Below are 15,848 nucleotides of genomic sequence, written 5' to 3' on the forward strand. Positions count from 1 at the left end.
GATTGGTAGCGTAGCGTCACAGGCGGCTTGACGTGGCGTCATAAGGCAGAGAGGCGAGGCGATGGACCGATTCCGCACCGCGGCAGTGGTGGCACTGCAGCTCCTCCTGCCCCTCCTGGCCGCCGGGCCCGCCTCCGCCGCCGAACCGGCACCGCTGCCGCTCGGCAGCGTCCGGTCCGTGCATCCCGGCGACACGCTGGCCGTCACCGCAGCGAGCGGACAGGCCGTGAACGGCGACACCATTACCTCCCCGGTCTTGCTGAGGACCGGGCGGATGCGGATGACGACACCCCGGCTGACGGCCGCCGTCACCATCGCCTGCGACGCCCGGCCCGGCACCTACCCCGTCACGCTGACCAGCGCCGGAGACACACGCCCGGCCGAGCACGGAGCCCCGTGGGCACACCTACGCGTTGAACCGGCCGACGAGGCCGCGCGTCGCGCCTGCCGGGACAAGGTCGCGAACATGCCCCCGCCCGACCGGGAGGAACACTGGGCGGCGAACACCACGTGGCCCCAGTCGGAATGGGATGTCAGGTCCTTCCGTGCCGGCAGCCGCATCACGATCACCGACAACTACGACGAGGGAATGGACGGGGCCATCGCCCTCTCGTCCCCGGCCTTCGCCGACCGGCCCGTCCTGCGCGGCGCACGAGCGGTCCTGACCGCCACCGCCACCCTCAGATGCGACGCTGCGCCCGGCCTCTACCCCGTCTACCAGCACACTCCCGACCAGGGCGAGAACCACCCGAACCAGCCCTGGGCCCGGCTGCGCATCGCCCCTGCCGCCAGAACGACCACCTGCCCCACGCAGCAGGCGGCGCATCCCTCCGGGACATCGCGCACCGAAGTGGTGACCTGGGCCGCGGGTGGCGTACTCCTCGCTGCCGCCGGCACGACCCTCCTCCGCAAGCGCTCCCGGTCCCGCCGTCCGAACACCCCGGGGACGCCGCCAGGTACAAGCGGCTGACGCCACATCAAGTGTCCGCCCAGGAAGCGGGTTCGCTTCCGAGGAGCGATGGCCTGACGCCGGGCGGCCCGAGGTGGCTGAACTGGGCGCAGCGGGCCAGCGGGACGGAACGGGCGTGGTGGGGAGGCCGCGTTGTGGTGTCGTGGAGCGGTGCGAACAGGGCCCGGCCGAGTGCGTTGCTCGCCCGTACGTCCGTGCGGCCGTTGATGACGAGTACCGGGGTGCCGGTCATCGCGTCGAGGAGCCGCTGCACGTTGGGGCGTACCCCCTGCGGATCCGCCGGTCTGCGGCGTCGGCGCGGACCTGTTCGTACTCGACACCGACCCCGGCGAACTGCGCGGCCTCAGCGCGGCGCAGCACCGGAAACCCGGCGGGAGGTCAGGAACTCGCGGATCTCGCTGCCGGGTCCATGCTTTTCCACGCCAGTGACGGCGTTGTCGTACATGAGACATCCATGGTCCACGAGTGCGGCCCGTACAGCCCGGTCGATCACCGCGTGTCCGCCCGAGGTGGAACCGGCGACGTGGACGGCGACCTGACTGATCATGAGCAGCGGTGACGTTCGGAAGTTGACGACTGACAGCCGCTTATGATCTTCCGTTCGGGATTCTGTGCCGTACCGCTGTCACTCCTGCAGGTTCAGCTGCCAGGAGACGCCGAAGCGGTCGTTCACCCAGCCGAACTTGGCGCTGAAGCCGTACGAGCCCAGCGGCATCAGCGCCGTGCCCTGTTCGGCGAGGGCGCCGTAGAGGCGGTCGAGCTCGGCCTCGGTGTCGCACTCGACGAACAGCGACACCGCCGGGGTGAACCCGAAGGCGTGCTTGACGGAGCTGTCGATACACATGAACCGCTGTCCGGCGAGTGAGAACGTGGCGCGCTGGACCGTGCCCGCCTCGCCGGGGCCGTCGGCGCCGTAGCGTGAGATGTCGATGACCTCGGCGTCGTGGAACAACGACGTATAGAAGGTCAGCGCCTCCTCCGCCCTGCCCTCGAACATGAGGAAAGTGGTGATCTTCTGTGGCATCGAGGCCATGGTGCTGCCCTTCGGTTACAGGCGTCAGTCCTTCAAGGACGAGGCTAGGACCTGCCTCTGACACCGGCCTCAGGGACATCGCCGGCCACCGTCGTTTCGATGATCGACACTTACGCGCCTGGCTGAGCCGGAGACGCGCAGCCCATGTCCCTCGGCATGCCCGGCTACCAGCGCACAGAGCAACGGAACCTACAGTGCGTCGTGTGCGCGGTGAGCTCCCAGCCGTACCTGCCTCAGTGCACCGTGTCGCCGTACGACTTGACCAGCCGTCCGGAACGGGGCGTCAGTCGCCCCCGCTCATCCCGCAGAGGTGCCTGCCCGGCGTGCGTGCTGCAACCGAGCGCCGCGGGGCTGGACACGCCTGAGGGGCCGGCACGTGCTGCCGGCCCCTCAGGTTTCAGTAGCGGGGACAGGATTTGAACCTGCGACCTCTGGGTTATGAGCCCAGCGAGCTACCGAGCTGCTCCACCCCGCGTCGGATTCCTCAACCCTACGCCAATTATCCCGGCCCCGAGACCATGATCGCCGTGGACCCGTCGGCTTACGGTCGGCGAACGCGTACGGGCGCGGCACACACCGCCCGGTGAGGAGGAAGCAGACGGGGATGGTCTGGCCGGAAGCGGACAGGCCGAGCGGACAGGCCGAGCGGACGGGACCGGACGGGACCGGACCGGCTCCGACCGTCTACGACTCGACCGCCAGACGCATCCCCAGCCCAACCAGGACAGCTCCGGAAACCTGCTCCATCCGGCGCTGGATCGACCGCCGCTGGAGCACACCGCGGACCCGTCCGGCCAGCCAGATCAGCGGGAGGTACCAGAGCAGGTCGATCACGGCCCAGATCACCGAGAAGGCGAGCAGGGTCGGCAGTACGGGAGCTCCCTGCGGCACGAACTGCGGAAGGAAGGACACGGCGAACACTCCCGTCTTCCAGCGTGCCTTTCTCCTCATGGCGCCAGGCTGCATTCGCACCGCACTCGGGGGGCCGGACGCGCCGTTCACCGCCGAGGAGGGTGTCCCGCTGTTGGTGGACGTCCTGCCGTCCAGGCTGGGCACGCGCGGTCTGGCGTGTGTGGACCGCTCGGGCGGGCCTGATCGTGCCCTGGTATGCCCTGCCAACCGACCCTTGCGGGAGGCCTGACGGCCATCGGGGGCCTTTTCACTCGAAACGTCGGCCGATCACGTGCGCCTTGGGCATCGCATCGGCTTCCAAGCACCACATGTCCGACCCGACCGTATCCTGCGCCGGCTTCACGACCTGCCGCTGCCAAACGGGCTGTTCGCGGCTGCATTGCTGCCTGGACCCGCGCCGGCCACTCGGCTCGTGGTGCGCCGGCCATGGGGCCTGCGGCGGGAGCCCGAGCGACCCGTGCGGATCATGGCTGTTGCTCTCTGGCGGTAGGCAGTTTCGCCGTGTAGCGTCGCTGTCAGATGTCGTGGTTCGCAGTATCTGCCCGCGCTCCGGCGTGGGCACTTTGCTGTGCAGTGCAGGACCAGGGCGATCACCTCCGGGTCCGCGCGGTGCGGAACCCGATATCGACTGGAAGGCACCAGCATGGCCAGCGGAACCGTCAAGTGGTTCAACGCAGAAAAGGGCTTCGGCTTCATCTCTCAGGACGGCGGCGGACCGGACGTGTTCGCGCACTACTCCAACATCAACGCCAGCGGTTTCCGCGAGCTCCAGGAAGGCCAGGCGGTGACCTTCGACGTCACCCAGGGCCAGAAGGGCCCGCAGGCGGAGAACATCACGCCCGCCTGACCTCGCGGTCAGGAGGTATGTCAGGGTCCCGGAGCAGTGCTCCGGGACCCTGATGTAGTTGACCGGCCCTGCGATCACGGCTTGGGACCGGACAATGACCGAGGTGTTCGCGGATCGCGAATTCCTCGCCCTCCGTCTGCGCGAGTGGACCCTGCTCAGAACCATCGCCCTGGGCAAGCCGTGGGCCGCCGAGAATCTCACCAGCGCATCCGACTGGTTCCAGCGCACGGCCACAACCATGCGGTTCGTGGTCTCACCCGAGGCACCCAGCCTGCTGGCCGAACGCGGACGCACCCGCCGCGTACGAAACGCAGCGAGCGGTCAGCTGCAACGGCGGCCGGGACCAGCCCAATTGACGTCATCCACAGCTCTTGACGATTCCTCGTGCCGTTGCGGAGCGGCCCTTGGCGAGGCGCTCAGGTCTTGGGTTCGCGCCGCTGCTTGCTGTGGTCGGTGTGACCGGGCGCCGTAGTGGGGCCCGTACGGCCAACTACGGCGCTCACCATCCCCGATGGGGCGGGGCAAGGCCATGCTCGGACGGCCTTGCGGCGGCGGATGACGCCCGGTTGTGTCAGAGGGCAGTGGGAGTAGTGAGACCAGTGGGGGCCGTGAAGGTGGTGACGAGCGCCCGGGCACGGTTCCGGAGGGCCTCGTCCTGGCGAATGATGCGGTCCTCCACTCCCGAGCGGATGATCCGCGCGTCGCCGTCGGCGAGGGCGGACAGTCGGCGCAGGTGGTCGGCGGTCAAGGCGGTGACACCGAGGGCCTCCAGGGCGTCGCAGGCACCTGTCGGGTCGGCTTCCTGTTCGGCGGACCACAGGACGGACGAGGCGAGCGCCGGGCGGTCCAGCGAGGCGGGTTCCGCCACGGCTGTGAGGGCCAGTACCGCGGCCGGCACCTGCACGGGATTGTCGAGCAGGGTCTTCAGGCGGGAGGTGAGCGGACGCCCCGCCGGGCCGAGGAGTGCCGTCGTACGAGCGGCCCGCACCGCCGACCACTGGGACCAGGAGTTCTGTTCGGCCCGGGCGAAGACCGAGTCCAGTACAGCGACCACCGCGGCGGCGTCCTCCGTGACGCGCCACAGAGCCTCGGCGAGCGCCGTGTCCGCGTCCAGCGCGGGTGTGACCGTTTCGCCGTCCGGGCCGCTGAGCGCCTCGCGCAGGGCCGGCGCCGTGGCCGCCGCCCGGGGACCGAGCGCGCCGGCCGTCCCCACTGCCTCCCTGAGCCGGCGTCCACCGCTGCGAAGCTCCCGCTCGAGGCACCGCACCAGGGGCTCGTGCTCGCCGACGAGGTCGTACAAGGCCTTCGCCGCCGGGAGCGAGCCCTCTCCGGCTGCCGCCCGCACCACCGCGACCGCCTCGGCGCGTTCGCCAGGCGCGCTGTCAACGGCGATGGCGGCGATGGCCGGGGCGACCTGGCCAGGGAAGTGCACGAGTGCCTCGTACAGCTCGGGCAGCGCCGACGCGGCCCGGGCGCCCCACCCGCCCAGGAGGCTTGTCAGCGGCCCCGGTTCGTGGCAGCTCAGGGCCTCGGGCCGGACGAGGCGGCACCGGATCGCGCCGAGGAGTTCGCCGTTGTACGGGAAGGTGAAGTCCGCCGGACGCAGGAACCCGGCAGCGGCGTCGAGCGCCCGCGGCCGTCGTCCGAGCCCGCCTGCCAGGAACGGCGAGGCCTGGGCGGGCGCGACAAGGACGAGCGCGGCCAGCGCACGGTCCGCGTGGTCATCTGCCTGGTCCGGGTTCCGGCCGGCGAGCGGGGCCAGGACGTCCGCGGCCGCTGCGGCGGTGGTGCCCAGACGGCCCAGCAGCGACGCCATCGCGACCACGGCCTCCTCGTCGACGGCCGCCGCGCGCAGGCCGGCCAGCAAACGCCGTGGCGCGCTGCGGGAGAGCATGCAGGCGCGGTCTGCCGTCCACACGGCCTCGGCCCGTACCTCGGCCCGGCCGTCGCGCAGGGCTGCGTCGACCAGCGCGAACGCCGCCTCCCGGTCCGCGAGGCGGTCCCTGTTCAGCAGGGCCTCCACGACGGCCGTGAACGGCTCGTTGCGATCGAGGTCGAGACAGTCGGCGCCGAGCGGATCGGTCGACAGCAGGGACAGCATCGTCGTGTGATGCGCCTCGGTAAAGGGCAGGCCCGCATCGAGGCAGGCGAAGACGGCGGCCATGCGTATCCCGGCCGGCTGGGACGGGTCCAGGACGGTGGCGGCCGCCACCGCGCCGGCCGGCGGGTCGAGCCGGGAGATCCCGGACAGGATCTCCGCGCGCACCAGCGGCTCGGCCTCCTCCGCCCAGCGCCTGCGGAGGGCGGGGAGCACGAGCGCGGTCGCACGGGTGTGGGACACCGCCCACGCGGCGGTCCGGCGGACCTCCGGCTCCGCGGCGTCCAGCAGCGGCAGGAGCAGTGGAAGCTGTCCGGCAACGGCCGCCCGGACCGTGCCCGGTGCCACGCCGTGCTCGTCCTCGCTCTCGGCCATGCCTCCGAGCAGCATCAGCACGTCCGCCACCTGGCGGCCGGCCACCGCGATCCTGGCCAGGAACGGCGCCACTTCCGCGCTGGCGGCACAGACCGTCCCCTGATGCAGCACGCTTCCGTACAACTCCGACAGCGCTTCGCCCGCCGCCCCCGCGTCGCTGTCGGCCAGGGCCCGCAGCAGATCGGGGAGATCCTCCGCGCTGCCGTAGGCGTGACTGAAGGAGGACCAGGGGTGGGAGTCCAGGCCATCGAGCGGGTGTACGAGTTCCATGCGGGGCATCGTGCCAGCCGTGTCCGACACCAGAGTCAGTTGGCCTTGCGTTGCAGGAACGGGGTGGCCGTGCCATTCGTGGCGTTCGACCGCCCAGGAGTGCCGGGTGTGGCTTTCAGGCGGCCGCCACCTGTGGCTGAAGTGGTGTGGCCGCCCGATTCCCCACGACGAGCCTGCCGCCGGATCCGGGCCGGATGCGACAGCGGCAAAAGTAACGAGAAGCCCCTCGGTTTCGGCCGGGGGAGGGGTCTTCAGTTCTGGGGCGCATGCCGCTCAGCAGTCCTCCCCGACTACTTCGCGCCGGTCCCGATCGGCACCCTACGTCGCGGTCCCGTCGACGAGCAGGCGTCGCGCACCGACCCTGTCCACCTCGGTGGTCGTCCGCGAAACGGCGTTGATGCTCCTATCGTCAGTCAAGCGGCGGTGAGCCACTGACGGTAGGCATCGGTGAAGGCGTCGTCGCGACGCAGGCCGCGTTCGATGTTGGAGATGACGGCGGGCCACACGCCGAAGTGGTTGGCGGCGGCGGTGAGAGTGATGTTCTTCGTCTTCCGGGTCGGACGGAGGTCCGCAATCTCGGGGACTTGGACCGGGGTGGTCAAGAGCCGGAAGACCTCGCGGGCTATCGCGCGTTTGAGCAGCCGGATGATCTCCTTCTTCGTGCGCCCGGCGCTGGTCTGTCGGACGACGAACTCGCGGGTGCGCCGGCATCGGGCCATCCGAACGAGCGCGATGCGGTAGAGGGCGGCGTTGGCCGCTCGGTCGCCGCCCCGGGAGAGGCGGTGCCGGTTGGTCTTCCCGCTCGAGGCGGGGACGGGGGCCGCGCCGCATAGGGCAGCGAAGGAAGCCTCCGTGCGAAGACGGGCCGGGTTCGCGCCAGCGGTAATCAGCAGCTGGCCGGCGGTGTCCGGCCCCACCCCGTAGGCGGCACGCAGCCCGGGGTTGAGGATGGTGACCGACTGGTCGAGCTCCACGGTCAGGGTCGTGTGTTCCTCGGTCAGGTTCTGGACGCGCCTAACCAGCGTGCGCAGGGCTGTCAGGAGCGGCGCGTGCGCGGGGTCAGTGGCCGGTCGGAGTCGGGCGAGGGTGGAAACGCGCTTGTCACCGGACACGGCGGTGTACTTGGCGCGGATGGCGTCGGGGGCGGTGACCAGGAGGTGTGTGATCTGGTTGAGCGTCGCGGTGCGGGCCTTGATCGCCGAGCGGGCGGCGGTCTGCAGGGCACGTATCCCGGCGATGGTCCCGTCCTTCGGAGCGCTGGTCGCGCGTCCGGAGACGACGGCGCGGGCCGCGGCATAGGCGTCGATCGGGTCGGACTTGCCGATCCTGCGGCGTTCGGCCTTGTCGGGCCGGCTGACCTCGACGACGGCCAGGCCGGCCTGCTGTGCGGCGTGTGTGAAGCCGGAGCCGTAGGAGGACGTCCCCTCCACACCGACGGCGGCGACGCTGCCGTGGGCTCGCAGGAAGGCGATCGCGGCGTCGTATCCGGCAGCGGTGGTAGGAAATTGGGCGTCGGCGAGGTGCCCGCCCCGGTCGGTGACCACGGCGACGTGGATGGTGTCGGCGTGCGAGTCCACCCCGCCCACCACGACCTGGTCCCTCGTGTCCGCCGCCTCTGTGCCTGCCATGCTGGAGATGCCTTCCTTGCCGAAGGTAGCTCCGGCCGGAAAGGGCAGACAGGACAGTCAGGGGGCCTCTGGCCAGGCTCCTAGGAGGTCATGCTCCGCCCCGCCGGAGCCCTGGGAAACCGAGCCCCGGCGGCCGGACAGATCAACGCAAGGACAGTCCAGCAGGACGTCAGTCAGTGATCGGGTCACGACCACCGGAGACCCGCGTACCACTATGACTGTCAGTGGTCGCCACTATGTTCAGTCGTGTCCCGCCGGAGTGGCGTGGAAGTCCCCTCTGATGCATAGGAGATGGTGCGTTGTCGGATTGGGAGAGGTCGAGCACGGCACGGGTGACAGTGCCCGCGCGGCCGCGGAAGCTCGCCAAGGTGCCCTTCGTCGAGCTGGCCGACGGACGCCTCCAAGGTGTGGTGTCCAGCGGTTCGGACATCGAGCGGGTCTACGTCTCGTCGGTCGCGGCCGGCACCTACGCGTTCGCCTGCAGCACCAACAACAACCGCCCCTGCGGCGGCGCGCGGGGCATGTTCTGCAACCACATCCGCGCCCTGATCAACGAGGCGGTGCTTCAGTACGGCGCCGCGCGCGTCGCCCGCTATCTGAGGGTCGAGCTCGCGGACGGCGAGCCGAGCGGACAGACCATCGCCCACGTCATGGACCACACACGACCGGCGCAGGGAGACACCAAGGCCGCCGCGCCCGTCTTCAGCCGGTTCCTGCGCCACCTGGCCTATCTCGAACTCGCCCCGACCACCGCGCCGTTGCCGGAGATGCAGTGGTTCCCGCCGACCAGGGCGGTGGCGTGATGCGCGCGGACCTGTTCTCCGACCCCATCGCCGGGCTCGACGAAGCGCTGGCGGCCGTCGACGCCTTCGACCAGGCGCTCGTCGCGGGCCTGCTCCGTCCGCAACCCGCCCAGGCCGCCGGTCTGACCGAGCTCGCGCACGCCGTCGCGGGGACCCCCCTGGCCGCCCGGGTCTCCGAGGCGGCGGCGAAGGCGGCGACCGGAGCAGCGGGCGAAGACCACTTCGTCGCCCTCGCCGCCGCCCGCACCGCACTGCTGGGCTCCGTCCACGACGCACTGATGACCCGCGTCACCGAGGCGACCGGTCGCCCCCGCGGCGAGAAGGCCGTCCCGGCGACCGGTGGGGGGCAGGCGGCGAACCTGCTCGCCGCCGCCCGCGCCTGGCTCTGCGATCTCGCACGTGCCGGATGGCAGGGCATCGACCACGAGGTGGTCTCCGGGGCGGCGCAGGTCGTCTCCGCGATGCTTCCGGACCCGTCCCTGCGCCGACCGGCGACGCTCCTCGACGGCTTCGCCGCCGAACTCGCCGCGTCCTGCCCGGGCTCCGCCCTGGAGAGGATCCCGGCGCGCCGCTGGGGCGATCTCTGGTCACGCGGGATGCTGCTGACGCTGCCCGGTGCCGCCGCCGCGCCCGCGCCGGGTACCGCCACCGGTCGCCTGCTGCCCCTGGGAGTCGACCTGCGGGAACACGCGACCGCGGCACAGGCCCAGGTCCACGCGGTGTTCGAACCCGCCGACGGCTCCGCGCCCGGCCTGGTGCGCGCCACCGTGTCGGTGCCGAAGCCCGACACGGTCGTCGGAGCCGGCCTCTGGCAGCTGCTGCGGCCTTGCATGTCGCTCCTGGCAGCTGTCGGCGAGGGCCGCTCGATGGAGCTCACCGACATGCCGGTCACCGCCGAGGGCGACCTGATCTGGAGCGACGAGCACGCCCGCCCGAGCGAGCCCGCCGACGCCTTCACCACCGCCCGCGTCGCCCTGCCCACCGCCACCGACCCGGCGACCGCACCGCTCGACCGGCACCCGACGCGCATCGCCGTCCCCGTGTTCCTGGAGGGCTACGCCGTCCGCACGGACGACGAGACCATGACGTTCACGGTCGCCGGACACCCTCTCGCCGTCGACATCGACCGCGTTCCCACCGCCGGCCCGCTCACCCCCGAGGCCGTCGCGACATCGAACGCCTGCATAGGGCTGCTCCGCTGGGACGCCGGCACGTATCGCGTCCAGCCTTTGGCCGTCGAGACGACCGTGCGGAAGAAGCCCGTCGCGCTTCACGCCGGGGCATGGGCCGGGGGCACGACCGACAAGGTCGGCGTCAAGGCAGAGAAGGCCGCCACCGACGCCGTGGCCGTGCTGCGGGAGCGCGCCGGAAGGTTGTTGCGGAAATGACCGACGCGACGACCTCCCCCCGTGCCGAAGCGGACCCCCAAGTCGCCCACGACTCCCACGACAACCGCCGTCAGGTTCTGTACTGGCGGCTCCTCGCCCGGCTCTTCGACCACGAGGAGCAGGCGACGCTGGAGTCGGCGAGCCTCGCCGTCGTGGAGGACATCGGCCTGCCGTCCGCCCTCCTGGACCCGGGCGCTTCGGTCGACTCGATCGTGCAGCGCCATCCGGACCTGGCCGAGGAGTTCGACGGTCTGATGGTGCCCGAGGCCGACGACGAGGCCCGGGACCGGGCCGCCGAAGTACGGCGCGCGGCACTGTTGTCGAAGGTGCTGCTCAACGTCTTCGCCGCCGGCTCCGGCACGGTCACCGCCGGACAGCTGGCGCGCTGGCAGTCCGACGCGGGCTGGCTGGAGCGCGCACTCGGCTGCAAGCCGGGCGACCTGCGCGGTGGCCGCGCAGGCGCGGGGTCCGGGGCGGGCACCGTGGGACCCGGGGTCAGCCCGACCGGCACCGGCGGCCCGGGCAGGACCCCCGACCTCAGCCGGCTGGTTCCGGCGATCGGCCCGGAACTCGGCGCGATCGAGGCCGATCTCGTCAAGCGTATGCGCCTGCGCGAGGTGCTGGCCGATCCCAAACTCGCGGCGCAGCTGACCCCGAGCATGTCGCTGATCGAGCAGCTGCTGCGGGACAAGAACAACCTCTCGGGCGTGGCACTTGCCAACGCCAAGGCCCTGATCCGCCGATTCGTCGACGAGGTCGCCCAGGTGCTGCGCACCCAGGTGGAGAAGACCAGCGTGGGCGCGCTGGACCGCTCGGTCCCGCCCAAGCGGGTGTTCCGCAACCTCGACCTCGACCGCACGATCTGGAAGAACCTCACCAACTGGAGCCCGGAGGAGGAGCGGCTGTACGTCGACCGCCTCTACTACCGGCACACCGCACGCAAGACGACGCCCCAACGGCTGATCGTCGTCGTGGACCAGTCGGGCTCGATGGTCGACTCGATGGTGAACTGCACCATCCTGGCATCCATATTCGCCGGGCTGCCCAAGGTGGACGTCCACCTGATCGCGTACGACACCCAGGCGCTCGACCTCACCGCATGGGTGCACGACCCCTTCGAGACCCTGCTGCGCACCAACCTCGGGGGCGGCACCGACGGCACGGTCGCCATGGCCCTGGCCCAGCCGAAGATCGCAGAGCCCCGCAACACCGTCGTGGTGTGGATCTCCGACTTCTACGAATGGCGGTCCGAGCCGCTGTTCGACAGCATGGCCGCCATCCACCGCTCGGGAGCCAAGTTCATCCCGGTCGGCTCGGTGACCAGTTCCGGCCGCGGCAGCGTGAACCCATGGTTCCGGGAGCGCTTCAAGGACCTCGGCACGCCGGTGCTCTCCGGCCACATCCGCAAGCTGGTCCACGAGCTCAAGACGTTCCTCGCCTAGGCGTCCCGCCCGCTCAGACACTCCTCGCTCATCTTTTCTCCGTCAAGAAAGGCCCTGTGATGTCCGACCTGTTGCGCGCCCCCGCCGAGATCAAATTCGCCGAGGAACTGGACTGGCTGGAGTCCGTCGACGACAACCCCAAGCCCTTCTCCTGGCGGCTGTCCCCGAAGATGGTCCGTCTGTTCATCCTGGGCTCCGAGCGGTCCGACGGCCTGGACCGGGAGATCTCGCAGAAGTGGTTCGGTGACCGCAGCTTCGTCGAGCGCTCCATCGTCACGCTGGCCTCCGACCGCGGCCTGCTGCTCATCGGTGACCCCGGCACCGGCAAGAGCTGGCTGGCCGAGCTGCTGTCCGCCGCGATCTCCCGCAACTCCACGCTGGTGGTGCAGGGGACGGCCGGTACCACCGAGGACCACATCAAGTACTCCTGGAACGTGTCCATGGTCATCGCCAAGGGGCAGTCGCGGGAGTCGATGATCCCCTCGCCGATCATGACCGCGATGGAGACCGGGGCGATCGGCCGTTTCGAGGAACTCACCCGCTCCACCAGCGACGTCCAGGACGCGCTGATCTCGATCCTGTCCGAGAAGTACATCTCGGTCCCGGAGCTGGACAGCGACAACATCGTCTTCGCCCAGCCAGGCTTCTCGATCATCGCCACCGCCAACAGCCGTGACCGGGGAGTCAACGACCTGTCCTCGGCGCTCAAGCGCCGCTTCAACTTCGTACGCATCCCCGTGGTGACGAACAAGAAGAGCGAGGCGGAGATCGTCCGCTTCCGTACCGAGGAACTGCTGGGCCGGCACCAGATCGAACTGGACGTGCCGCCGACCCTGCTCGACGTGCTGCTGCAGAGCTTCGCCGACCTGCGCGCCTCAGCGGCCGCGGCCGGCAGCGACGACGAGAAGCTGGAGTCCGCGCTGTCCACCGCCGAGCAGATCGGCGTGCTCGAGGACGCGATCCTGCACAGCAACTTCTTCGGCGAACGCGCCCTGACCGCCCACACCCTGGCCTCCTCGCTCGTCGGGTCACTGGCCCGGCGCGAGCCCGAGGACCTGGCCATCCTCAACAAGTACCTGCACGGCGTGGTCGAGCCGCGCAGCAAGGAAGAGGGCGGATCCTGGCCGGAGTTCCTGGAGGGCGGCCGCGACGCGATCGCCACCCTGTCATGAGCGGCACGCACGAGAGCACGCGGGACGGGACCGTGAACGGTGCGCACGAGAGCACCCAGGACGGGATCACGAGCGGCGCACACAAGAAAACGCAAAGGACCACGCACAAAGCCGCGCACGAAGGCACCTTCGAAGCGCTGCGCGCGCAGTTGCAGGGGGCCGCCGCGACGCTGGCCGACGGGCCCGACGCCCTGGAGGGCATCCTCCTCGGCATCGTCGAGGACGTCGACCGCGCGGTGCGCGAGCCCCTGGAGATCTTCCCCGTCTGCCACCACTCGCCCGCCTCCGCGCTGGCCATGGCACGCCGTCTGCGGGAGAAACAGCCGAAGGTCGTGTACCTGGAGCTGTGTGAGGACATGGCGCCGCTGCTGACCGAACTGCGCAACTGCAGGCTCCCGGTGGCGGTCCAGGCCTTCGCGACCGAGATCGACGGCTTCCCGGCCGAGTGGTCCCCGCTGTCGGTGGTCGCACCGATCACCGAGGCCTCGGCCGAGTACCAGGCGATCGCCTACGCACTGGACACACCCGGCGTCGAACTCGTCCTCGTCGACCGTTCCTCGGACCACGTCTTCCAGTGGGACGCACGCGGGACGCACACCGGCGAGCCCGCCGACCCCGACGCCCCGCCCGTCGAGGAGGAGGCCGCGCTGCACGGCGACGCGGTCGGCGTGGAGATCGGCGACCTGCGCCCGCGCTTCGCCGAACTGGAGGAACACCTGCTGCGCCACGGCAGAGTGCGGCACTGGTCGGAGTGGTGGCACCAGTACGTCGAACTGCCCCTCGGCGACAGCGACCACGACACCTACCGCCAGGTGATGCTCCTGATCGGCAGCCTCTTCCGGCGCCTCGCACCCGGCGACCCGCACCGGGTGCGGGTGGACGAGGACCGCGAGCGCCACATGTGGACCAGGATGCGCGAGCACCTGACCGCGACCGGCACCGATCCCGACGACTGCCTCTATGTCTGCGGAGCCTTCCACGCGGCCAGCCGGGTCCAGGAGTTCGGCGTCCACGGCACCGACACCTTCGAGATCGCCCCGCGCAGCGCGACCAAGTGGCAGCACGGCCTGATCCCGTCCAGCCACGCGGCGATCGAGGCGCAGTTCGGCCTCGCCGCCGGCTCGGTGTCGATCGCCGCGACCGTCTGGGCGAAGAACGTCAGCCGCACCCGTGTGCGGCCCTACCGCCTGGCGGGACAGGCGGGCGCGAAGAAGTCGAGGGCGAAGAAGACCGTGGCCGCGGCGGCTGCGGTACCGACGCTCCCACCCGCGGACAAACTGACCGGCTTCCTGCGACGACCGCCCGTCCTCGACCGGCTGGACGAGGACGAACTGCTCGGCTGGTGCGTGGAGATCGTGCGGGCAGCGCGCCGCAACGGCTACCTCGCCTCCACCGCCGACGCCATCGCCGTGTTCGAGACGTCGATCCTGCTGGCCGGGATGCGCGACCGGGCCAGGCCGACGCCGTACGACTTCCAGGACGCGGCCGTCACCTGCATCGAGAAGGACACCGTGCCGGGTCGGCGCGACGTGCGCCGGCTCGTGGAGATCATGATGGGCGGCGACCGGGTCGGCCAGGTCGGCTACGACGCGCTGCCACCGCTGGCGCGCGACGTGCACGACCGGCTCGCGCCGCTGAACCTGAAGCTCCAACAGCGCGGCGTACAGAGGGCGTTGCTGAACATAGCCGCCCAGCCGGAACTGGATCGTTGCTCCGACGTGCTGTGGATGCTCCGCCAACTGCTGCCCCAGGGCGCCGCGCGGCCGATCATGGGCGAGCGGAAGCTGGGGGAGCGGTCGATCCAGGAGTCGTGGGACCTGGCGCTGGGCACCCACCAGCGTGCGCTCATCGAGCTCGGCTACGAGGGCGTCAGCATCGAGCAGGTCCTTGAACAGCGTCTGCGCCGGACGGCGTACGGCCCGCAGGCCACCACGGCGACCGTTCTGGGGACCGTCGAGGACGCGACGCTGTATCTGCGCAGCCGCCGCCTCGCGGACGAACTGGGCACCCGCGCGCTGGAGGTGCTGGCGACCGAACGCAGCGTCGACGGCGCGCCGGAGGTGCTGCGCCGGGTGCGCCGGCTGCTGGCGTACTACCGCACCAGCGAGCCGACGCTGCCGCCATGGACCGAGTCCTTCGTCAAGACCGGGTACGCGCACTACTGCACCCTGCTGCCCACGGCGTTCACCGACGAGGACGCCACCGTGCGCCACGTGGCGGCGATGCTGGGCTTCCTGTTCAGCATGGAGAGCCTGGCGCTTTCGCTCGGCTGCGACCGTACCCAACTGGAGCTGGCCGTCGGCCAGTCGCATCCGGCGGAGCCCTCGAAGACGGCGCTGCTGTGGGCGGCGCAGACACAGCTCGGGAACCTCTCCCGCGCCGACCTTCGGACGAGGTGCGACGAGCTGCTCGGCAACCCTCTGGTGGTGCCCGCCTATCCGCGCTACCTCAGCGGCTTCGTACACGCCCTGGAGCCCGTCCCCGCCCTCACCGACTTCGTCGTGGAAGCGGTGTCGAACGCGTTCGGACGGCTGCCGGACCCGGTGCTCCTGCCCTGGCTGCCCACCCTGATCACCACGCTGCGGTCGAGCGGCACAGAGCTGGCCCCGCTGCTGATCCGGGAGGCCGGACGGATCTTCCCCGGCCGGCTGGCGGCGCTGGACGCGTGGGTGCCGCCGTGGCGGGCGCAGTCGGTGCCGGAGACCCCGCCCTCGGCGCGCGGCGCGGACGACGGCCCCGGTGTCGCGCTGCTCGCCGCCCACCCCGCGACGTGCGACGCGGTGGCGAGCCTGCTGGGCTGTGACGGTACGTGGCGGACGGCGGCCCCCGGCCCGTCCGGGGCGGCGCTGCTCGGTCTTCATCCCGATACGGCGCTGGCATTGGAGGCGCTGCTGGCCGGCCCCTGACATC

At 70.9% G+C, this 15,848-nt stretch carries 12 protein-coding genes, 1 tRNA gene and 1 pseudogene; 8 read left to right on the forward strand and 6 right to left on the reverse strand.

The window, feature by feature from the left end; translation table 11 throughout:
- Nucleotides 1-61: 61 nt before the first annotated feature.
- Nucleotides 62-970: a hypothetical protein gene (locus AAFF41_RS45520; RefSeq protein ID WP_319750503.1), complete on the forward strand. Its 909-nt coding sequence runs from the start codon at nucleotides 62-64 to the stop codon at nucleotides 968-970.
- Between the two features lie 7 nt (nucleotides 971-977).
- On the opposite strand, the gene AAFF41_RS45525 is transcribed toward AAFF41_RS45520, so the two are convergent.
- From AAFF41_RS45525 to AAFF41_RS45540, 4 genes are all read right to left on the reverse strand, one after another.
- Nucleotides 978-1,223 (reverse strand): MmyB family transcriptional regulator, encoded by a 246-nt coding sequence (locus tag AAFF41_RS45525; RefSeq protein ID WP_319750502.1) that lies wholly within the window; start codon nucleotides 1,221-1,223, stop codon nucleotides 978-980.
- Between the two features lie 372 nt (nucleotides 1,224-1,595).
- Nucleotides 1,596-1,994 carry a VOC family protein gene (locus AAFF41_RS45530; RefSeq protein WP_319750501.1) on the reverse strand — a complete coding sequence of 133 codons (399 nt, stop codon included), beginning with the start codon at nucleotides 1,992-1,994 and terminating at the stop codon, nucleotides 1,596-1,598.
- Between the two features lie 410 nt (nucleotides 1,995-2,404).
- Nucleotides 2,405-2,478, reverse strand: a tRNA-Met gene (locus AAFF41_RS45535).
- Nucleotides 2,479-2,687: 209 nt separating this feature from the next.
- Nucleotides 2,688-2,969, reverse strand: a complete 282-nt coding sequence (locus tag AAFF41_RS45540) for a LysE family translocator (RefSeq protein ID WP_343326458.1) — start codon at nucleotides 2,967-2,969, stop codon at nucleotides 2,688-2,690.
- Here AAFF41_RS45540 and AAFF41_RS45545 point away from each other — a divergent pair.
- Both AAFF41_RS45545 and AAFF41_RS45550 read left to right on the forward strand, forming a co-directional pair.
- Nucleotides 2,935-3,144: pseudogene (locus AAFF41_RS45545) on the forward strand (hypothetical protein); the annotation flags it as partial. The gene AAFF41_RS45540 and the pseudogene AAFF41_RS45545 overlap by 35 nt on opposite strands.
- Before the next feature lie 414 nt (nucleotides 3,145-3,558).
- Nucleotides 3,559-3,762 carry a cold-shock protein gene (locus AAFF41_RS45550; RefSeq protein WP_060899524.1) on the forward strand — a complete coding sequence of 68 codons (204 nt, stop codon included), beginning with the start codon at nucleotides 3,559-3,561 and terminating at the stop codon, nucleotides 3,760-3,762.
- Between the two features lie 571 nt (nucleotides 3,763-4,333).
- On the opposite strand, the gene AAFF41_RS45555 is transcribed toward AAFF41_RS45550, so the two are convergent.
- The gene (locus AAFF41_RS45555) at nucleotides 4,334-6,505 is read right to left on the reverse strand and encodes a hypothetical protein (RefSeq protein WP_319750499.1); all 2,172 of its coding nucleotides are present in this window, start codon (nucleotides 6,503-6,505) and stop codon (nucleotides 4,334-4,336) included.
- A 413-nt stretch (nucleotides 6,506-6,918) separates the two neighbouring features.
- A complete protein-coding gene (locus AAFF41_RS45560) occupies nucleotides 6,919-8,133 on the reverse strand; it encodes an IS110 family RNA-guided transposase (RefSeq protein ID WP_343325919.1) in 1,215 nt (404 codons plus the stop codon).
- Nucleotides 8,134-8,465: 332 nt separating this feature from the next.
- On the opposite strand from AAFF41_RS45560, the gene AAFF41_RS45565 reads away from it, so the two are divergent.
- Genes AAFF41_RS45565 through AAFF41_RS45585 form a run of 5 tightly spaced genes read left to right on the forward strand, consistent with a single transcriptional unit; the run spans nucleotide 8,466 to nucleotide 15,844 of the window.
- On the forward strand, nucleotides 8,466-8,936 hold the full coding sequence (locus AAFF41_RS45565) for a hypothetical protein (RefSeq protein ID WP_319750497.1): 471 nt from the start codon (nucleotides 8,466-8,468) through the stop codon (nucleotides 8,934-8,936).
- Nucleotides 8,906-10,324, forward strand: a complete 1,419-nt coding sequence (locus AAFF41_RS45570) for a hypothetical protein (protein WP_343325920.1) — start codon at nucleotides 8,906-8,908, stop codon at nucleotides 10,322-10,324. Before AAFF41_RS45565 ends, AAFF41_RS45570 begins: the two co-directional genes overlap by 31 nt.
- Nucleotides 10,321-11,766, forward strand: a complete 1,446-nt coding sequence (locus AAFF41_RS45575) for a vWA domain-containing protein (RefSeq protein ID WP_319750495.1) — start codon at nucleotides 10,321-10,323, stop codon at nucleotides 11,764-11,766. Before AAFF41_RS45570 ends, AAFF41_RS45575 begins: the two co-directional genes overlap by 4 nt.
- A 59-nt stretch (nucleotides 11,767-11,825) precedes the next feature.
- Complete coding sequence (locus tag AAFF41_RS45580; protein WP_060899692.1) at nucleotides 11,826-12,938, forward strand: ATP-binding protein; 1,113 nt, start codon at nucleotides 11,826-11,828, stop codon at nucleotides 12,936-12,938.
- Nucleotides 12,935-15,844, forward strand: coding sequence for a DUF5682 family protein (locus AAFF41_RS45585; RefSeq protein WP_343325921.1), 2,910 nt, complete (start codon nucleotides 12,935-12,937; stop codon nucleotides 15,842-15,844). The genes AAFF41_RS45580 and AAFF41_RS45585 overlap by 4 nt, the downstream gene beginning before the upstream one ends.
- Nucleotides 15,845-15,848: the final 4 nt, after the last annotated feature.

The sequence above is a fragment of the Streptomyces mirabilis genome, from assembly GCF_039503195.1.
GTDB lineage: Bacteria > Actinomycetota > Actinomycetes > Streptomycetales > Streptomycetaceae > Streptomyces > Streptomyces mirabilis_D.